The sequence below is a fragment of the Salisediminibacterium halotolerans genome, assembly GCF_003814815.1.
GTDB lineage: Bacteria > Bacillota > Bacilli > Bacillales > Salisediminibacteriaceae > Salisediminibacterium > Salisediminibacterium halotolerans.
This window is the reverse complement of record NZ_RKQQ01000007.1, coordinates 144,517-162,891: the sequence shown is the minus strand read 5'-3', so window position 1 is coordinate 162,891 and position 18,375 is coordinate 144,517. Positions and strand designations below refer to the sequence as shown.

Annotated in this window: 19 protein-coding genes and 1 other annotated feature; of the genes, 1 reads left to right on the top strand and 18 read right to left on the bottom strand. The window is 45.7% G+C overall.

The annotated features are described in order from the left end of the window. Window positions 1-50: 50 nt before the first annotated feature. On the bottom strand, window positions 51-548 hold the full coding sequence (locus tag EDD67_RS12920) for a dUTP diphosphatase (protein WP_121438721.1): 498 nt from the start codon (window positions 546-548) through the stop codon (window positions 51-53). Between the two features lie 170 nt (window positions 549-718). Here EDD67_RS12920 and EDD67_RS12915 point away from each other — a divergent pair, with 170 nt between their 5' ends. Further along, on the top strand, window positions 719-1,132 hold the full coding sequence (locus tag EDD67_RS12915) for a sigma-w pathway protein ysdB (RefSeq protein ID WP_093072895.1): 414 nt from the start codon (window positions 719-721) through the stop codon (window positions 1,130-1,132). Window positions 1,133-1,217: 85 nt separating this feature from the next. Here the strand turns inward: EDD67_RS12915 and EDD67_RS12910 are convergent, their stop codons facing one another. The 17 genes from EDD67_RS12910 to EDD67_RS12830 form a co-directional block, all read right to left on the bottom strand. After that, window positions 1,218-1,814 carry a TVP38/TMEM64 family protein gene (locus EDD67_RS12910; RefSeq protein WP_222591963.1) on the bottom strand — a complete coding sequence of 199 codons (597 nt, stop codon included), beginning with the start codon at window positions 1,812-1,814 and terminating at the stop codon, window positions 1,218-1,220. A gap of 28 nt (window positions 1,815-1,842) precedes the next feature. Next, the gene (locus EDD67_RS12905; RefSeq protein ID WP_121438722.1) at window positions 1,843-2,118 is read right to left on the bottom strand and encodes a DUF1294 domain-containing protein; all 276 of its coding nucleotides are present in this window, start codon (window positions 2,116-2,118) and stop codon (window positions 1,843-1,845) included. Between the two features lie 91 nt (window positions 2,119-2,209). Then, the gene (gene rplT, locus EDD67_RS12900; protein WP_121438723.1) at window positions 2,210-2,566 is read right to left on the bottom strand and encodes a 50S ribosomal protein L20; all 357 of its coding nucleotides are present in this window, start codon (window positions 2,564-2,566) and stop codon (window positions 2,210-2,212) included. Between the two features lie 41 nt (window positions 2,567-2,607). After that, window positions 2,608-2,799 carry a 50S ribosomal protein L35 gene (gene rpmI, locus EDD67_RS12895; RefSeq protein WP_093072892.1) on the bottom strand — a complete coding sequence of 64 codons (192 nt, stop codon included), beginning with the start codon at window positions 2,797-2,799 and terminating at the stop codon, window positions 2,608-2,610. A gap of 82 nt (window positions 2,800-2,881) precedes the next feature. Continuing rightward, a complete protein-coding gene (gene infC, locus EDD67_RS12890) occupies window positions 2,882-3,391 on the bottom strand; it encodes a translation initiation factor IF-3 (RefSeq protein ID WP_121438724.1) in 510 nt (169 codons plus the stop codon). A 90-nt stretch (window positions 3,392-3,481) separates the two neighbouring features. Next, window positions 3,482-3,598 (bottom strand) — a sequence feature (ribosomal protein L20 leader region). 55 nt (window positions 3,599-3,653) lie between these two features. Continuing rightward, complete coding sequence (thrS, locus tag EDD67_RS12885) at window positions 3,654-5,606, bottom strand: threonine--tRNA ligase (RefSeq protein WP_121438725.1); 1,953 nt, start codon at window positions 5,604-5,606, stop codon at window positions 3,654-3,656. Window positions 5,607-6,044: 438 nt separating this feature from the next. Beyond that, a complete protein-coding gene (mqnC, locus tag EDD67_RS12880; RefSeq protein WP_121438726.1) occupies window positions 6,045-7,151 on the bottom strand; it encodes a cyclic dehypoxanthinyl futalosine synthase in 1,107 nt (368 codons plus the stop codon). Between the two features lie 94 nt (window positions 7,152-7,245). Next, window positions 7,246-8,190: a primosomal protein DnaI gene (gene dnaI / locus EDD67_RS12875; RefSeq protein WP_093072888.1), complete on the bottom strand. Its 945-nt coding sequence runs from the start codon at window positions 8,188-8,190 to the stop codon at window positions 7,246-7,248. After that, entirely contained in the window at window positions 8,190-9,620 is a 1,431-nt protein-coding gene (locus tag EDD67_RS12870) for a replication initiation and membrane attachment family protein (protein WP_158638128.1), read from the bottom strand. Before EDD67_RS12870 ends, dnaI begins: the two co-directional genes overlap by 1 nt. A 54-nt stretch (window positions 9,621-9,674) precedes the next feature. Further along, entirely contained in the window at window positions 9,675-10,157 is a 483-nt protein-coding gene (gene nrdR / locus EDD67_RS12865) for a transcriptional regulator NrdR (RefSeq protein WP_093072886.1), read from the bottom strand. A 37-nt stretch (window positions 10,158-10,194) separates the two neighbouring features. Continuing rightward, window positions 10,195-10,605 carry a DUF1499 domain-containing protein gene (locus EDD67_RS12860; protein WP_093072885.1) on the bottom strand — a complete coding sequence of 137 codons (411 nt, stop codon included), beginning with the start codon at window positions 10,603-10,605 and terminating at the stop codon, window positions 10,195-10,197. Window positions 10,606-11,060: 455 nt separating this feature from the next. Then, window positions 11,061-11,465, bottom strand: coding sequence for an adenosylmethionine decarboxylase (gene speD / locus EDD67_RS12855; protein WP_121438728.1), 405 nt, complete (start codon window positions 11,463-11,465; stop codon window positions 11,061-11,063). Window positions 11,466-11,625: 160 nt separating this feature from the next. Continuing rightward, a complete protein-coding gene (gene coaE, locus EDD67_RS12850) occupies window positions 11,626-12,216 on the bottom strand; it encodes a dephospho-CoA kinase (protein ID WP_121438729.1) in 591 nt (196 codons plus the stop codon). A gap of 19 nt (window positions 12,217-12,235) precedes the next feature. Beyond that, a complete protein-coding gene (mutM, locus tag EDD67_RS12845) occupies window positions 12,236-13,066 on the bottom strand; it encodes a DNA-formamidopyrimidine glycosylase (protein WP_121438730.1) in 831 nt (276 codons plus the stop codon). 14 nt (window positions 13,067-13,080) lie between these two features. Further along, window positions 13,081-15,711, bottom strand: a complete 2,631-nt coding sequence (polA, locus tag EDD67_RS12840) for a DNA polymerase I (protein ID WP_121438731.1) — start codon at window positions 15,709-15,711, stop codon at window positions 13,081-13,083. A gap of 79 nt (window positions 15,712-15,790) precedes the next feature. After that, window positions 15,791-17,572, bottom strand: coding sequence for a two-component system histidine kinase PnpS (gene pnpS / locus EDD67_RS12835; protein ID WP_121438732.1), 1,782 nt, complete (start codon window positions 17,570-17,572; stop codon window positions 15,791-15,793). Continuing rightward, entirely contained in the window at window positions 17,565-18,281 is a 717-nt protein-coding gene (locus tag EDD67_RS12830; protein ID WP_121438733.1) for a response regulator transcription factor, read from the bottom strand. Before EDD67_RS12830 ends, pnpS begins: the two co-directional genes overlap by 8 nt. Window positions 18,282-18,375 lie beyond the last annotated feature (94 nt).

Here is an 18,375-nt window from a genome sequence, read left to right as displayed (position 1 = left end):
TCGCTTCTTGTTTCATTTTAATAAAATATTGCGCACTTCTCAATAAAAGTTCAGTACCCTTCTTCTTGCCTGCGGTAATTGACTTTATTTTTGTCGAAGTAAGCCGCTTCGATGTCGTCCGGCGAAAAACCAAGCGCCTCGGCTAAAGCTGAATACGCGGTAAAAAGTTCCTCATACGTGTCGGCAGTCTGATCTTGACGGAGTTGAACAATTTTATCGATTACTGTGTGAAAATAACTCGTTACCGGCTTTTCAGCTGTTTGAACACGCTGACTGCTTTCTGTAACAGCATCTTGAAACCCTAACTCCAAGCCGACACTGAGGAGGAAATGGAGCCCGTCCACGTATTCTTCGAGAATGACAGAACGATCAGCGGACGGTTTGCTGCTCCAAAATTTAAAGCAGCGGGTTTCATTGGCAAGTTCACACGTTTCAACGTGAAACGCAAGCAGTTTTCGCTCAAGAAGCGGCTCGCCTGCTAAATTTCTTCCTTGTTGGATTGAAGTATCAAGTTCTTTTTGCATCGTAAATAATTTTTGTACATTCATCACAAAACACCTTCTTCTTGAAATTCATCTAACTCGGTCATTATACTGAAAATAAACATTTTTTGCTAGTTTTATTTTTGAAACTTATCGTTATTCTGATACGTAAGTGTAAGAGATGACCGCTTGTACGAATATCCGGCGCGTAAATCCTTTTGAAGGAGAGGTTATACATGTTCCATATTATCTTGTTTCGCCTTGTCCTGTTCATTGCCGTTTCGATCATAATATACAGCATTGTCAAATACTTTGCTGACCCTGCGCGCAAATTAGAAAAAGCGCGAAATCAAGGGGATTTCTTTGTGCTCGATGACCCAGATAATATTCGAAAGAACTTGCTGTTAACTTACAACCGCGCCATATTTGAAGGTGAAAAATTTCTCGGCACTGCCGGCGATACGTTTGAAGTGACAACGATCATGGTGTGGACAGATGATGTAGATGAGCTGCACGGCATGAATATCCGTGATTTTTCATTCATTGAAAAAGAGTTGATGCTTCGGTATCCAAAAGCGCAAATTCAATGGCGCAGCCCTGTCAAAGAATGGGTCAAACGGTTGCAGCAAAAAAATCCGCCGGAATCATAAGAAACAGGGACGGTCTGTCAGTGTGACAGCCGTCCCTGTTTCTTATAGTTATAATTGCCCCGCGGTTATTGCCAATCGAAAATCTTCAGCGAAAGCGTGCCGCCATGGCATCCTGCCAACGGTTAAACCAGCCGGGGATCCGTTGATGATACTCCCCTTCTTTGCCAAACAGCCAAAATATAAAGAGCAGAACAGCGAAAAAACTGCCGCTGACATACCAAGGCATATCTGTTAAGACGCCCCCGAATGCCGTATATATCACAGACGGAGCGATGACACCGTATACGGAATACTGCATAAATTCGCGAAAGGAAGAGGTCATTTCCAGCAAGTACATCGAAAGAAGCTGAAAATGGATAAACGGCATCATCCGCAAAATATTAACTTGACCGATCGTCATTTTCCGGTCGTTAAACACGCTTTTTTTCAACTTGCGCAAGTAAGCCCGAAATCGGGGGAATTTCATGATGAAAAAATAAAAGAGCGCATTCATTAATGCCAAACCTGTCATCGTATAAACCGTCCCTTGAATGAACCCGAAGAAAAAGCCGCCGGAAATATATAACACGATGATCGGAAGCATGAGAAGCGGACGAAATACGTGCAGCAGAATAAATATAACCGGAGCCAGCCAGCCCGCCTCATCGACAAACTGGAGCAGCGATTGATTCATTTCATCCATATCTCTTTCCCCCTTTCATCCTTTATTCTTATCCGCTGAAATAAACTGTCCCGGCGGCTGCGAGATGCACCCCGCTCAAAATCGGCAATCCCCAGCGAAACAAAGGCTTCTTCGTTTTATGACGAATTTGCCGGCCTGTTAACCACATAGCCATTGCAGCGCCGCAAGCAGCTGTTAGCAACAACGTTCGTTCAGAAATTCGGTTTTTGTGCTTTCGGACCGCTCTGCGTTTGTCGACGATCATAAAAATGATCCCGATAACACTCACAAAGCCTGCATAGAGGGCCGTAACCGCAATGACCATGACCTCACCTGCTCTCTTGTCAATCAGCTATGTAAAACGGACGGCTGTCAAGCAGGTATTTCCCAGCTTGACGCCGCCCGTATTTGATCGCTTATTTTAAATTCGCTTTAGCTTTTTCTGCGAGTTCAGCAAAGCCTTTCTCGTCGTGCACTGCTAAATCAGCGAGCATTTTTCGGTTCATATCGATTCCCGCCTGCTTCAGACCGTGCATCATTCGGTTGTATGAAAGACCGTTCATACGGGCAGCCGCATTAATACGTGCAATCCACAGCTTACGGAATTCACGTTTTTTCTGACGGCGGTCACGGTAAGCATATTGATAAGACTTCATGACCTGCGCGCGTGCTGTTTTAAACAAACGGTGCTTCGAACCTGTATATCCTTTAGCGAGTTTTAACTCTTTTTTACGACGACGACGGGTAGTGTATCCGCCTTTTACTCTTGCCATCGTAATCCCTCCTCTTCAATCAATTTGATAGGTCGTGATGTTTATTGAACTAAGTCGTCAATTCGTTTTTGATCACTTTTGCTCACAAGTGCTGATTTACGCAATTTGCGCTTTTGCTTTTGTGACTGGTTGCGTTTCAAGTGGCTGGTAAAACCGTGAGAACGCTTCAACCGGCCGGATCCTGTACGCTTAAAGCGCTTTTCAGCGCCGCTGTGGCTTTTCATTTTAGGCATAATGAATTTCCTCCTGTCCAGTAGTAATCGTTGTTGTTGTCAGGTGCGGCCGTTGCGGCCGAAATGAAATGGTGCTATTAACTTATTTTTTGTCGTCTGTTTTCGGTGCAAGCATCAAAAACATGCTGCGGCCTTCCATTTTCGGTTTTTGTTCGATTGTGGAAAGATCTTCACACTCATTGGCAAAACGCATCAAAACATCTCTTCCGAGTTCTGAGTGCGTGATGGCGCGTCCGCGAAAACGAATAGCGGCTTTAACTTTATCGCCCTTCTCAAGAAATTTACGGGCATTTTTTAATTTTGTGTTAAAGTCGTGTTCTTCAATATTCGGACTGAGGCGTACTTCTTTAACCGTGATCACCTTTTGTTTTTTACGGGCTTCTTTTTCTTTCTTTTGCTGTTCAAAACGATACTTCCCGTAATCCATAATACGGCAAACTGGCGGTTTCGCATTCGGAGCCACCATTACCAAATCGAGATCTGCATTTTGCGCCATTTCCAGCGCTTCCTGCTTGGATTTTACACCGATTTGATCACCGTCCGGTCCGATTAAACGAACTTCACGCGCACGAATGTTTTCATTCACAAACATGTCTTTACTGATATTGAGCCACCTCCATGATCTTTTTGGATCAAAGCAAGATGTTTTGCCGGATTGGCATAGGTCCGGCGAGCATCACGACACGTAAAAAAAGTGCGGGCACATACGTGCGCCCACACTTCGATTGCATTTAAAAAATGGTCGTAACCTGCCAACTTGAGTCAGTCAGGTGAGAAGCGGGCGCTTCTTCTTGCTTTTAATCCGATATAACGTTCACTTAAACAAGATATCACGCATTACTGCAGCATGTCAATCATTGTTTTTTACCGTACGTCTGTATTTCCTCCTGCAGCCGCTCTGCAAACGAATCGAGCGGAACTTCTTCTGTTTCTTGTTCACTGTAGCGGCGGACATTCACGCTCTCAGAATCACGTTCTTTATCGCCAAGTACAAGCACGTAAGGGATTTTCTTCACTTGCGCTTCTCTTATTTTATAACCGAGTTTCTCGTCGCGCAAATCTGTATGCACGCGGATACCGGCTCTTGTAAGACGCTCTTTCACGTGCTCGACGTAGTCAAGATGCACGTCGCTTACCGGAATAATTTCTGTCTGTACCGGTGCAAGCCATGTCGGAAACGCGCCTTTATATTCTTCGAGCAAGAAGGCGACGAACCGTTCCATTGTAGATACAACCCCGCGGTGAATTACAACCGGGCGGTGATCTTGACCGTCTTCACCGACATACGTTAAATCAAAACGGTTCGGCAAATGAAAATCGAGCTGCACCGTTGACAGCGTTTCATCTTTTCCGAGCGCTGTTTTTACCTGCACGTCGAGTTTCGGGCCGTAAAACGCCGCTTCGCCGTCAGCCTCAACATACTCTATTCCGGTTTCATCGACCGCTTCTTTCAGCATCTTTTGTGCTTTTTCCCACATTTCATCGTTATCGACATATTTTTCTTTATCTTCAGGATCGCGGTAAGAGAGCCGGAAATAATAATCGTTAATTTGAAAGTCTTCATAAACAGCTTGGATCAGCTCGACAACCCGGATGAATTCCGCTTTTAATTGATCCGGCCGGCAGAAAATATGCGCATCATTGAGCGTCATCGCCCGGACACGCTGCAGCCCGGCAAGCGCGCCGGACATTTCGTTTCGGTGCATCGTGCCGAGTTCGGCGATTCGAAGCGGCAGATTACGATAACTGTGCTTTTCGTTTTTATACAGCATCATATGATGCGGGCAGTTCATCGGACGAAGAACAAAATCTTCATTGTCCATTTCCATCACCGGGAACATATCATCTTGATAATGATCCCAGTGTCCCGAGGTTTTATAAAGGTCAACAGTGCCGAGTACCGGTGTATAAACATGGTCGTAACCGAGTTTTTCTTCAATATCGACAATATACCGCTCGATAATCCGGCGGATTGTGGCGCCGTTAGGAAGCCAAAGCGGAAGTCCTTGCCCGACTTGCTGGTTTACAGCAAATATTCCGAGTTCTTTCCCGAGTTTTCGGTGATCACGCTCTTTTCGTTCTTCCAACAGCTGCAAATAATCATCCACTTGCTGCTGTTTCGGGAAGGCTGTGCCGTAAATGCGCTGGAGCATTTTATTATTGCTGTCGCCGCGCCAATATGCGCCGGCAATCGAAAGCAGTTTAAATTTCTTTAATTTGCTCGTTTGCGGGACATGGACACCGCGGCATAAATCAAAAAATTCGCCCTGTTCATAAATGCTGATCGTTTCGCCGGCCGGAATTTCTTCTAACAATTCCAGTTTTAAATCATCGCCGATCGCTTCATAGCGGGCGATAACATCTTCGCGTGTTTCTTCTGTACGTTTAATTTCCAAGTTTTCATCAATGATTTTTTTCATTTCTTTTTCAATAGCCGGGAAATCTTCCGGCGTCAGTGTGTGCGGCATGTCAATATCATAGTAAAAGCCTTCTTCAATCACGGGACCGACGCCGAGTTTGACATCGCTGAAAAGACGCTTAACCGCCTGCGCCATCAAATGAGCCGTGCTGTGACGAAGCACGTATAATCCCTCGTCTGAATCATAAGTTAAAATCTCAATTTTACCGTCTTCGTTAATCGGCGTGCGAAGATCGATATGGTCGCCGTTTAATTTTCCGGCAACAGCATTTTTCTTTAAGCCGGGCGATATTTTTTGCGCAATTTCTTCGGTTGTCACGCCTTTTTCGTATGTTTGTTCGCTTCCGTCCGGAAAGCTCAGCACGACGTTTCCGTCTTGATTTGTCATAAATTCCACTCCTTTATTTGTTTCCTTTCGCATTTAAACAGTTTTGGATTGAAGCAATAAAAAAACACCCGTCCCTCGTATACGAGGGACGAGTGCAATACATCGCGGTTCCACCCTGATTTCTGTCCGGTTTGAAGACAGCAGACAGCTTCATTCGATCCTTAACGCGGAAAAACGGCCCGGCATACTGGTCATTTGAACATGTTCCGCCGCGCTGCGAAACGGTGGTGAATCATTGCGCTGGCCAGGGGATTTTCAGCCGTTGATCCCCTTCTCTGACAGGCTGCACACAGCGACCCTTGTCCGTCTCATGGCATTCGCTTCATTATTCTAGACAGAATTATAACGAATCGCACAGTTAAAATCAAGACATTTTCTTTTTTATAAAAAAGATGCCAAATAAAAACCGGACCCTGCAGAGTCCGGTTCAGTCATCAGTCAGTTTTGCATGACGAAATCATTTTCAACGGTCTCGTCGCCTTCGAACACACGGAGCGTATTGTATTTTGTGTCACGCTGTGCCGGTGTCTTTCCTGCCTCGCGGATGAGACGAAGAATGAGTTTCGTATCAACTTTATTTGTCGCTCCGGCTGAAGAGACGACATTTTCTTCAATCATTGTGCTGCCAAAATCATTGCATCCGTAGTGCAGAGATTGTTTGCCGGTTTCTGCACCCATCGTCACCCATGAGGATTGGAAATTCGCAATATTATCAAGGAATATCCGTGAAATCGCCAGGTTTTTCAAATACTCGCGGGGAGTGATATGCTCGCCCTTCATGTTCGTGTTATCCGGCTGAAACTTCCACGAGATGAACGCGAGAAACGGCGCCGCATCATCTTGTGCATCCCGGACGCGCTGCAAATGAAGCGCCCGCTCTTCATATGTTTCACCAAACCCGATGACCATCGTAGCCGTACCGTGCAAACCGACTTTTTTCGCGGTCTTCATGCAGTCAATCCACTCTTGCCACGTCCCTTTTAACCTGCTGATCCGGCGTCTCGTTCGATTATCCAAAATTTCTGCTCCGCCGCCCGGTATCGAGTCGAGGCCGGCTTCTTTCAGTTCGATTAATACTTGCTCTAAGGATTTGCCGGATACTTCAGCCATTTTGTATATTTCTGCGGGAGAAAACGAGTGCATGGTAATATCGAAGCGTTCTTTAATTTCACGCAAAAGGTTCGTATAATAATCGAACGGCAGATTCGGATTCGTGCCTCCTTGCATTAAAATCTCTGTTCCTTCAACATCCTTCGTTTCCTGTATCTTCTTAAAAATCTCTTCATTATCGAGTACATAACCGTCTTCGGCATTCGGCGCCCGGTAAAACGCACAGAAGCGGCAGTACGTATCGCACTGATTCGAATAGTTAACATTCCGTCCGATGACAAAGGTTGTCACAGGCTCAGGGTGCCATTCCAGCATTTTTTCATTCGCAACTTCCCCGATTTTTTCCACTTCGTCACTTTTGTAAAGTTCAATGGCATCATCGACCGTGATCCGCTCTCCTCGGCGGGCCCGATCGAGAATGTGATCAATACTCATTATGTCTTCCCCCATTCTATCGGTTAAGGCTTCCACATCATCGTAACATATCCGGCAATTTTTTCGCTTACATTTTGCAAAGTTTCACAACGTTTTAGTTGTTTAACTCGCGCTTATTTTCTCCGGCCATATCAATAACATCGTTTAAATGGCGGATCCGCTCCATAATTCGCTTCGCTTTTAACTGATCAACTTTTTCCACGCCGCCCCGCTGCGTCGAGGCAAAATGCATTTCCAGTTCATCAAGGTCAAAATTTGACGTAAAAATCGTCGGGAGTTTCTCCATCATTCTAAATTGGAGCATCGCTCCGAGAATATCATCGCGCACCCAGTTTGACATTGTTTCTGCACCGATATCATCCAAGATTAAAAGCGGCGCCCGCTTTACATGATCGAGCTTATCCTGGTACGAACCGTCAGATATCCCGTTTTTCAATTCGCGGAAAAAATCCGGCGCATAAACGATCATCGTCGTAATTTCTGCATCAGCGAGTTCATTGGCGATCGCTCCGACAAGAAAAGTCTTCCCGACGCCGAACGGTCCGTGTATATAAAGGCCCCGGCCGTTGTTGCCGGGATCAACTTCCGCACAAAATTGCATCGCGCTCGTATAAGCTTTCATGCGGGATTGGTTATCTTCATGAAAATCGTCAAAGCTGACTTCTGTCATTTCTTTAGGAATGTAGAGACTTTGAATGAATGAAGCTTGACGTTTTTGCTCATCGGCTTTTCGCTTCAGCGAACAAGGATGATACTGCAGCTGAATATCACCGCGGTAAATCTTCAGCTCCGGCTGATAACCTTGAATTAAGTTCGGACAGGCTTCCAGTCCCGGACACTGGTCGCAATTGAGCCATTGATTTTTATACTGGTAAAGCTCGTTCAGCCGGTTTTCTGCCGGCGTTCCTTTTAGTTCCGGATTCGCGTTTAAAAACGACCGGACCCGCGGATCGTTCAGCGTCTCTTCCCGCAAGGCTTCCCAGCGCTCTTCAAAACGGCCGTCGTTAAACTGCCGAAATGACGCATTTAAGGAATCCATTAATGGTCCTCCTTTCGCTGCTGTTTTCGTTTTTTCAGCAGTTCGCGATACTCTGCTGCTTTTTGTTTCGCTTTCGTCATATCTTCTTCGGATTCATCCGTTTGTTTCCAAGAGTCATCTTTCATCCATTTTGGCAGCGGTTCTTCTTTAACCGGCGTTTGTTTGCGGGAAAACTGCCCTGCCGACCCTTTCGGCGCTGAAGAACTTTTTTGTTTATATTCTTGGCGTTTTTCGTATTCTTGCCGTGCGAGATCCATCGCTTCTTTGACGGTCGAAACTTTTTTGCGCTTCCAGTGGCCCGCAATCGTCGAAGCCATCGGTTTTGACAGCTTCATATCGTTGACCATAAATATATAATCCAACAGCGCATTGACAACGCCCGGGTTCAATCCGTAATCAAAAATCAGCTGTTCAACAAACGCCATTTCACCTTCATACACTTTTCCGCCTTGCTGCATATCCTCCAAAAATTCGATCGGGGACGTTGTCTCTAAATATTGAATATGTTTTTCCTCTTTCGTTTGCGGAGGAGAGGTGACGGTTCTGAACTCTTCAGGCTGTGTTCTAAGTCCAAGCCGGGGCGGCTTTTCGCCCTCGTGCATAAGATATCTGCGTTTGGCTTGTTTTTTCAATTCATCTTCGGAAAACGTCGAGCTGTGAAGCATTGAATCTTGAATCACTTGAGCCATCTCTTCGTTGCTCAATTTATACAAAAACGCCAGCTGTTCAATTAAACGCTGGGAGTCCGGCTGTTCAAGCGCCTCCCTATCTATAAACGACGGTAAAAACGCCAACATTTTCTCAATATTAAACGCGCTCGGATGTTTAAACGCATACATCGCTTCTCCTTCTTTATTCGGCAGATGAACCGAAGAGACTTCGGAGGAAAGCATATCAGAAGTGCTTCGTTTCATTTCTGAAGGCTGCAGCGATTGAAAGACCTCGTCAATTCCTTTTGTAATTTCATCCGCTCCGCTGATATCGGGCGGCTCCGTACGAAAATATTCCAGCAGCTCACGGTATTGTTCTTTATTGCCCAGTTTATTATATAAAAAAACCGGATAAAGCTCATCGGCAAAAAAGGCCGCAGGTGTCTTCGGCGCCATAAGCCGGTAGTATAACTGCCATTCTCCGTCTCTTTTCTCTTGATATACTCTAAGCAGACCGATCGCTTCAAGTTTTTTACGTTCTTCAAATAAAACATTCAAGTTTTGTCCCGTAAAAAACATTAACGATTTATGTGAACGTTCTGCACTGAGGGACGATTGTTTTGAAACATCCGTTACAAGCGTCATATACAAGCTGTAGGCAACAGCGCCGACAAGCGGCTGATACAACAGCGTCAAGACTTCGATGTCTTCCGGATGAAGTTTTCTGTTTATATAAGCCCGGTAATAATTCGCCGGGAGAATTTCTTTCCAATGTTCCATCGTCATTCACCCGTTCTTTTCATTCAGCTGCTAAACAAACTTACACGTTTCTCATCAGTCGTTTTTAGATCCGTTCCCGCCATTCTCGCGATCAAGCAGTTCTTTTAATTCGTCGACAAACACACTCAAATCTTTAAATTGACGGTACACTGAAGCGAAACGTACGTAAGCCACTTCATCTACATCTGCCAAATGCGCCATAACTTTCTCGCCGATATCTGTACTGCTCACTTCCGACACGCCTTGATTTCTTGTGATCCGTTCAACTTCATCGGTAATCCATTCAAGCTTCTCGAGCGGTACAGGACGTTTCTCACATGCCCGCACAAGCCCGCGCAACAGCTTGTCGCGGCTGAATTCCTCTCTGTTCCCATCTTTCTTCACGACAATTAAAGGCGTTTCTTCCACCCGTTCAAAAGTCGTGAACCGATGCCCGCATTCCTCACATTCGCGGCGCCTTCGAATCGAACGCCCTTCATCACTCGGCCGTGAATCGAGCACACGCGTTCCATTATGCTGACAACTCGGACATTTCATTGTTCCTTCATCTCCAATCTGCTCGGTTCCATCGTTGTTACATCGGGTTTAATTCATCGCTCAGCCCTGTGCCGACAAACGTCATCTTCTGATCCAATTCATTATAAATATCTTCAATCACTTTACGGCTGAACCCAAAATCCGAAAAAAATACGGTTTCCGTTGATACTGACACATCGACGGCTGTCCGGTACGGACGCACCATAATGACAGTAATAACGACAAACGCTTTTTTGCCTTTTTTTAAATTTACGATAATTTCCCCGTGATCTTCAGAAACCGAGGTAACGTCGTATCCCGATTTATTATTTATCACCGTTTGAATTTCTTGCATTGCTTTATCTTTCATGATTTTATAGTAGCGCGTGCGATATTTTTCCTCCGGGTGTTTTTCGCCCGTTTCTGCAGAAGTTGAAAATATTTTTTTTAGCGTCTCTTTCATGCCCATTCTCATCCCACCTTATTACCTTTCAGCATAGCAATAATTGCGCCCTTAAGCAATCTAACGTAATTAATTTTATCAGCAAAAACACTCCTGCACCAAGCAGGAGTATTCAGAGTGTTGACAAGGTCAGGACATCGATCGATGTCCTATTAAAAGGAACGGATGACTCCGCATCGTCCGGATTCTTTCACCTGAAAGTATCACTGCGACATCCTCTTTTTTGAAGCGGGTGTATTCATAAAAAAGAAGCCATGCATCCACTCCTTCGACGCCTCCGGGAAAGCAAGAGACGAAGATCCGGATTCGGCGGCCTCAGGCCGCCGAATCCTAGCTGAGTCCTTGCCCGGGGCAAGCGGAGAGTAGTGGATTCATGGCTGACATAAAAATATAGTCTGTCTACAGTCTGAACGACGATTGACAAACTGAAACCCTCCTATACACAGAAGGAGGGTTTTCCGTCATGATGATGACGGTGCTTTGTTCATTTCTTTTGAATCACGGTTTTGAATATGAACCGGGCCCATTCCTCTCGGAAGCTCGATAATTTCAGAACGTCCCGCTTCGAGCTCTGCAGTGATAAAGTCACTTGCTGTGTGCGGATCAATCGTACCTCCGCACGTAAACACATCGATACTCGCGTACCCGTGCTCCGGAAAACTGTGAACCGTTAAATGCGATTCGCTGATGATCACAACACCGCTCACACCCTGCGGCGCGAACTTATGAAAAGCAGCTTCGCGCACTTCAGCGCCAGCTTTAAGCGCCGCATCAACAAACAGTTTCTCTAATGACTGCACATCGTTTAATTTGTCTTCATTGCACTCCCATAATTCAGCAATGACATGTCGGCCCATCGTATCCATACTAAGTCCCCCTTCAAACAAGATAATTCCATAGTTGCTGCGCAAATTTTCTGGGGGATCCATCGCTTGAGAACCTTCTGTAAAATCTGCACATTAACGGCTAAGGTTATTATACCGTATAACAGTATACGGAGGAAATGTCTTTGATGCAATAAGCTGTTTAATCTAAACACGCCCGGATAAGCTGATCGACTTGATTTTTTGTCTCTGCGAGCGAACCGCTGTTATCGATAATATGATCGGCAAAGGATCGCTTTTCGTCGATCGGCATTTGTGCAGCGAGCCGCTGTTCCGCTTCCTCTTCATTATAGCCGTTTCGCGCCATGAGGCGGGCTTTCTGTATCTCCCGCGAGGCGTAGACAACAACTGTTTCATCAACTAAATAAAATAAATTGTTTTCTACAAGCAGCGGGATATCCAAAACGATCAGTTGGTAGCCTGCTTGTTTTTTTGCCTCCGCCATGTCCTGCATACGCTTGCGAACTGCAGGATGAATAAGTTCATTCAGCGTCTCCCGCTCTTCCGGGCGGGAAAAAACAATTGTGCCAAGCTCTTCACGGTTCAATGTCCCGTCTGAATGAATGACGCGCTGACCGAAATGCGTTTTGATCTGTTCAAGCGTCTCTTCGCCAGGAGCGACGACTGCGCGGGAAATTTCATCCGCATCAATAACCGGGATCCCGTATTCTTTCATCATGTTTCCGACTGTGCTTTTTCCTGATGCTATTCCCCCGGTCAGTCCGAGTATCATGAATTTCGGCCTCCTTTTATTAAAGGCCAGGCTGACAGACCGGACACGTATGCGTCCCGCGTCCGCCGACAACGGAGCGTTCGATCGCTGTTCCGCAAACCCGGCAATTTTCATTTACCCGTCCATAGACGTGCAGAAACTGCTGAAAATACCCGATTTCGCCCGCTCCGTTTAAATAAGACCGAATCGACGTGCCTCCCATATCGAGCGCTTGCTGAAGCGTGGCTTTGACAGCAGCGTGCAAAGCGGCGGCTTCATCGGCTGTAATCGTAGTCCCGCGTCTTTGTGGATGTATTTGGGCATGAAATAACGATTCATCGACGTAAATATTGCCGAGACCTGCCACTAATGCTTGATCAAGCAAGGCATTTTTTACAGCCCGGGATGTTTTGTTCAAAGCTTTCAGCAAGTAATCCGCCGTGAATTCAAGGTCAAACGGTTCAGGGCCAAGCTTATTCAACGGAGCATTACCGACTTCTTCTCCGGAAGCAAACAGGTGCAGCGTTCCGAATTTCCGGACGTCTTTATATCGCAGTTCTTGCCCGGATAAAAACGTGAACCTCGCATGTACATGCGGGTCAATTTCCTCTTCAGCTGCCTTTACTGCGAACTTTCCTTCCATGCGTAAATGGGACACGAGCACATCGTCCTCGAGATCAATCAACAGAAATTTCCCTTGTCTGCGCACAGCAGAAATCGACTGTCCCTCCGCTCTCGCTTTAAATGCGTGAACATCATCCGGTTTTTTGATCATTTTCGGCCAGCCGACCGATATGGCCGCGATCGTTTCGCCGACAATTAATTTTTCCAGTGTTCGGCGGACCGTTTCTACTTCAGGCAATTCCGGCATTTTGTTCACCTCGTTTACTTTGCATCATACCACGTCTGTCCGTGCGCTGTTTCCGCCACGAGCGGAACATCGAGTTTAATCGCATTCTCCATAATGTCTGTGACGCGTTCTTTCATCGCCTCAATTTCTTCGTTCGGAACATCAAAAATCAATTCGTCATGCACTTGAACCAGCATGTTCGAGCGGAAGCCTTCCCGTTCAAGCACGGTTGCCATTTCGACCATCGCTTTTTTTATAATATCTGCGGCACTTCCCTGAATTGGTGTATTCATCGCCGTTCTTTCTGCGAAACTGCGCTGGTTAAAATTGCGGCTTGTAATTTCCGGCAAGTAACGCCGGCGATTCAGCAATGTTGTGACATAGCCGTTTTCACGTGCTTGTTCGACGATATCTTCCATATACTTTTTCACCCCGGGATAACTTTTGAAATACGTCTCAATAAACGATTGCGCCTCTTTCCGCGTTATTCCGAGATTTTGCGACAAACCGTAATCACTTATCCCGTAAACAATCCCAAAATTAACCGCTTTAGCCGTGCGGCGCATTTCTGTTGTGACACTGTCTTCATTCACATCAAACACATCAGCTGCTGTTTTCGTGTGAATGTCTCTGCCTTCGCGAAAAGCCTCGATCAGATTTTCGTCGCCGGAAATATGCGCCAAGACACGAAGTTCAATTTGCGAGTAATCCGCAGCGAAAATCGAGCCGTTCTCACGGTCCGGGATAAAGGCTTGCCTTATTTTCCGGCCTTCTTCAAGACGGACCGGAATGTTTTGCAAATTCGGTTCTGTCGATGAGAGCCGGCCTGTTTGGGTAATCGACTGATTAAATATTGTATGAATCTTCCCGGTTTTAGGGTGAATAACTTTTAACAAACCTTCAATATACGTTGAATTCAGCTTTCCCAATTGACGATAGTGAAGGATCATCGGGATGATTTCGTGCTGGTCTTTCAGCTTTTCTAAAATATCCGCTGATGTTGAATAGCCGGTTTTGGTTTTTTTTATCACCGGGAGCTGCAGTTTTTCAAACAAAACTTCGCCGAGTTGCTTCGGCGAATTAATGTTAAACGCCGTTCCAGCTTTTTCATGAATTTGTTCTTCTAATTCAGCCAGCTTACTGCTCAACCTCTCCCCCATCTCTTCCAATTCTGTACGGTTAACCGCAATTCCGGTGCGTTCCATTTGTCCAAGAATGACCGACAGCGGCATTTCCAGTCCGCGAAACAATTCCAGCTGATGATTTGCTTCCAGCTCCGTTTCCACATCAGGCTTCAAGTCTAAAATCGCTGCTGCTTTTCGGCCGATATGCTGTGAAAGAACAGCTTCATCAGGAACGGCTTGCTTTTTTCCTTTGCCGTAAACAGCTTCATCCGTTTGAACGTGCAGGCTCTTTTTTCGCGAGGCGATATCGGCCATCTCATGCGAAGATGCCGAAGGGTCAACTAAATAAGAAGCGATCTGAATATCAAATTCAACACCGTTTAATTCAATCCCGTGCCACCCGAGCGTAACGACTGCCCGTTTCGCATTAAAGGTATATTTTTCACAGGACGAATCTGACGCAAACTGTTTGAATTTTTCGCTGTTGAGCGCGGTATCCGTCGGTAAAAAATACGTGCCGTTTTTATTTGCCAGCGCCAAGCCGATGATTTCTGCGCTGTGATAATTATCCTCCAACACTTCAACGGCAACCGCTGACGGCGAAACGAGCATCTCATCGGTTACTTCCGTAACGACCGTTAACGCTAAGTCTTCTATATCAGCGGATTGTGCAGAAGTGTCTTCGCCGATCCGTTCTAATAAAGATGCAAACTCCAATTCTTGAAACAAAGCAGACAGTTTGCTTTGATCAGCGGTTTTTCTCGCCATATCATCCCACGTGATGTCTACAGGCGCATTCAGCATGATTGTTGCCAGCTCTTTACTCATCACAGCGTTTTCCCGGTTGGCTTCCAGTTTTTCTTTTAGCTTTTTGCCGGACACAGTATCGATCGCAGCATACACATCTTCTAACGTTCCGTGTTCATGGAGAAGTTTTAACGCCGTTTTTTCGCCGACACCCGGAACGCCGGGAATATTATCAGAACTGTCCCCCATCAAGCCCTTCATATCAATGATCTGTTTCGGCAAAAATCCGTAGCGGTCTTTGACGGCGTCAAGGTCATAAAAATCCACATTCGTGATGCCTTTGCGGGTCAGCGCAACCGTTACACCATCGTCGACGAGCTGAAGCAGGTCTTTATCTCCTGTGAATACCTTCACTTCGAAATCGCCGCTACTTACCGCTTCGGTCGTCAGTGTGCCGATAATATCGTCTGCCTCATAATTCTCCACTTCGTAATATTTGATTTGAAAAGCATCGAGCAAATCACGCATAACCGGTAGCTGTTCCGCCAGTTCCGAAGGCGTTTTTTCTCGTTTCCCTTTATACTCTTTGTACGTTTCATGCCTAAACGTTGTTTTGCCGGCATCAAAGGCAACGAGCAAGTGCGTCGGATCTTCCTCTTCTAATATTTTCAATATCATCGTTGTAAATCCGTACACAGCATTGGTATATACGCCTTTTTCATTGTTCAAAAGCGGAAGAGCAAAGAACGCTCTGTACGCTATGCTGTTTCCGTCAATTAATACTAATTTCTTCATCCGCAAACACTCCGATCACTAAAAATTCATTCGTTATTGCAAGTACGAAAGAGCTCAATCGTCGGGATTAACCACGCACTCACGCTTCAGCATCCGGATCGGCTTTTTGAAAGGCAATTCGAAAGGTCGTGCCTTTCCCGGGTTTACTGTCGACAGTCAATTTCGCTTGATGGGCTTCAGCCAAATGTTTCACAATCGCAAGCCCGAGTCCGGTTCCGCCTGAATTTCGGCTCCTGGCCCGATCTACCCGGTAAAAACGTTCAAAAATTCTCGGGATTTCTTTTTTGCTCATCCCGATCCCGGTATCTTCGACTTCAAGCACCACTTGATCCGCCTGCTCTTTCATCCGCACGGTTATCTCGCCGTTTGCGGGCGTGTACACAATCGCATTGTTAATCAGATTCATTAATATCTGCCGCACCCTTGCCGGATCTCCGCTCAGAACAGGTTCTCCTTCATGCTTTTGAATAATTTTCATCGATTTTGCCTCAGCTTTATCAGAAAGCATATTAACCGTCGCTTCTGCTTCTTCAAGCAAATTGACTTGTTGCCAATCAAGCTGGAATTGGTCATCCTCGATTTTCGATAATTCAAGCAGCTCATAAATCAATGTTTCTAAACGGTCTGATTCATCAGCAATAATTTTTATGAATTTCTCACGCATTGCCGGATCTTCCATCGCTCCGCCCAACAGTGTTTCCGTAAAACCTTTCAGCGAAGTGACCGGCGTTTTTAGTTCGTGCGAAACATTAGCTACAAAATCTTTTCTTGCTTGTTCAAGCTTTTTTAATTCCGTAATGTCATGGAAAACAAGAACGATCCCCTTTAAGTTCCCGTCTTTGGCAATAATCGGAGCCCCATGCACGTCAAAATGACGAATATAAATGCCGATCGGAATCTTAAGCTGTTTGCGTTCACGTTCTTCCGTCAAAAAAACTTCTTGAATGAACGAGTTGATCTTTTTGTGAGTAATGACATTGTAGTAAAGTTCCCCTTGCCAGCTGTCGGTATCTTCGTCAAAAATTTCCCGGCACGTCCGATTGAGCAGCGAAATCGTTCCTTTTTCGTCAATCAAAATCAAGCCGCTCCCCATATTTTCAATCAAGGTTTCCAGCCGCTCTTTTTGACTCTCATACGTGTTCGTAATTTCTGTTAAGTTTTGCGCCAACATGTTCAGCGACCGGTTCAATTCGCCCGTTTCTGAACGCCCTCCTTCATATGTCCGGGAGCGATAATTGCCTTTCGCGAGCTGATTGGCTACCCGGCGGGCATCTTCAATCGGACGGATCAGTTCATTCGTCAGTTTAGACGCAAACACAAGTATAATCGTAAAAGCAATTAAAAATGTAATAACGATAAACGTCCAAATATTAGAATTCACATCTTGCAATTCATCTGTCGCCATTCCAAGCCGAATAAATCCCGCCTCTTCACCGTCTTCTTCTAATTGAACCGCATAATAAAGAAGTTCCCGGCCGACCGTATCGCTGTATCTCGTTGCCTGGCCCGTCCCCTCGGAAGCTGCTTCAATAATTTCCGGCCGGTCGCTATGGTTGTCCATCGACGCCTCCTCATCTTCCGTTTCAGCGGTCACATCCCCGTCTGTATTAAGAACGGTCACCCGCATATCAAGGCGCTCAGCCAATTCTGAGGCAGCTGTTTCAATGCTGTTGTCACCCGCCAAAGCGCCGGAACTTTCCAGATGATAAGCTGCTGTATCTGCTTCTTTCGCTAACCGGTCTTCCATTCGCTCAACATAAAATTCATTAAAAAAAGGGCCGAGAAGCAACCCTAATCCTGCCAGAACAATAAGAACGATTAAAGACAGCGGCACGAGCAGCCGAAACCGGTAACTATTCATACTTATCAGCTGTTTCTAATTTATATCCTAATCCGCGGACCGTTTTAATGAAAACAGGCTTTTTCGAGTTCGGCTCGATTTTGTCGCGCAAATGGCTGATATGAACATCGACAATCCTCGTATCGCCAACAAAATCATAGTTCCACACGGCATTTAACAGCTGTTCTCGCGTGAGTGCCCGGCCTTTGTGGTTCATTAAATAAATCAGAAGTTCAAACTCTTTCGGGGTCAACTCGATCTGTTCCCCGTGATAGTAAACTTCATAATTTTCCGGATAAATTTCCACTTCGCCGAGAAGCAGTTTTTCAGGTTCTTCGCTTTTGGTCGGCAATGCCCGTTCCGATACTGCCCGGCGTAAAATCGCTCTGACCCGGGCGACTACTTCACGCGGACTGAAAGGTTTGGTTAAATAATCATCCGCTCCGAGCTCGAGGCCCAGCACTTTATCAAATTCATCGTCTTTTGCCGTCAGCATTAATATCGGCGTCATGATTTTGCTCCCGCGCAACGATTTACAAACTTCAAGGCCGTCCATCTCCGGAAGCATAACATCTAAAACAATGAGATCAAACGGTTCCGCTTCTGCTTTTTCAACCGCTTGTTTACCTGTCATTGCGACGGACACATCAAACCCGGCTTGTTCCAAGTTATATTGAAGAAGTGTTACGATCGATTCTTCATCGTCAACTACGAGCAGTTTTTGTTGCATAGGGATCCTCCTGTCAGGCATCAGTTTTCATTTTGAAATGATTTCTGTTCTAATCATACTATATAAACATGCAGATGGACACAGTTAAAACCCC

Bases quoted from the DNA above. Each gene is read 5' to 3' on its own strand.
- thrS (WP_121438725.1), bottom strand. From the start codon at position 5,606: ATGACAAATCAAGACGGAAACGTCGTGCTGAGCTTTCCGGACGGAAGC.
- EDD67_RS12860 (WP_093072885.1), bottom strand. From the start codon at position 10,605: ATGGGCATGAAAGAGACGCTAAAAAAAATATTTTCAACTTCTGCAGAA.
- EDD67_RS12830 (WP_121438733.1), bottom strand. From the start codon at position 18,281: ATGCAACAAAAACTGCTCGTAGTTGACGATGAAGAATCGATCGTAACA.
- EDD67_RS12910 (WP_222591963.1), bottom strand. From the start codon at position 1,814: ATGGATGAAATGAATCAATCGCTGCTCCAGTTTGTCGATGAGGCGGGC.
- rplT (WP_121438723.1), bottom strand. From the start codon at position 2,566: ATGGCAAGAGTAAAAGGCGGATACACTACCCGTCGTCGTCGTAAAAAA.
- EDD67_RS12920 (WP_121438721.1), bottom strand. From the start codon at position 548: ATGAATGTACAAAAATTATTTACGATGCAAAAAGAACTTGATACTTCA.
- speD (WP_121438728.1), bottom strand. From the start codon at position 11,465: ATGGATACGATGGGCCGACATGTCATTGCTGAATTATGGGAGTGCAAT.
- dnaI (WP_093072888.1), bottom strand. From the start codon at position 8,190: ATGGATTCCTTAAATGCGTCATTTCGGCAGTTTAACGACGGCCGTTTT.
- pnpS (WP_121438732.1), bottom strand. From the start codon at position 17,572: ATGAATAGTTACCGGTTTCGGCTGCTCGTGCCGCTGTCTTTAATCGTT.
- infC (WP_121438724.1), bottom strand. From the start codon at position 3,391: ATGTTTGTGAATGAAAACATTCGTGCGCGTGAAGTTCGTTTAATCGGA.
- polA (WP_121438731.1), bottom strand. From the start codon at position 15,711: ATGAAGAAATTAGTATTAATTGACGGAAACAGCATAGCGTACAGAGCG.
- mutM (WP_121438730.1), bottom strand. From the start codon at position 13,066: ATGCCGGAATTGCCTGAAGTAGAAACGGTCCGCCGAACACTGGAAAAA.
- coaE (WP_121438729.1), bottom strand. From the start codon at position 12,216: ATGATACTCGGACTGACCGGGGGAATAGCATCAGGAAAAAGCACAGTC.
- EDD67_RS12905 (WP_121438722.1), bottom strand. From the start codon at position 2,118: ATGGTCATTGCGGTTACGGCCCTCTATGCAGGCTTTGTGAGTGTTATC.
- rpmI (WP_093072892.1), bottom strand. From the start codon at position 2,799: ATGCCTAAAATGAAAAGCCACAGCGGCGCTGAAAAGCGCTTTAAGCGT.
- mqnC (WP_121438726.1), bottom strand. From the start codon at position 7,151: ATGAGTATTGATCACATTCTCGATCGGGCCCGCCGAGGAGAGCGGATC.
- EDD67_RS12915 (WP_093072895.1), top strand. From the start codon at position 719: ATGTTCCATATTATCTTGTTTCGCCTTGTCCTGTTCATTGCCGTTTCG.
- EDD67_RS12870 (WP_158638128.1), bottom strand. From the start codon at position 9,620: ATGGAACATTGGAAAGAAATTCTCCCGGCGAATTATTACCGGGCTTAT.
- nrdR (WP_093072886.1), bottom strand. From the start codon at position 10,157: ATGAAATGTCCGAGTTGTCAGCATAATGGAACGCGTGTGCTCGATTCA.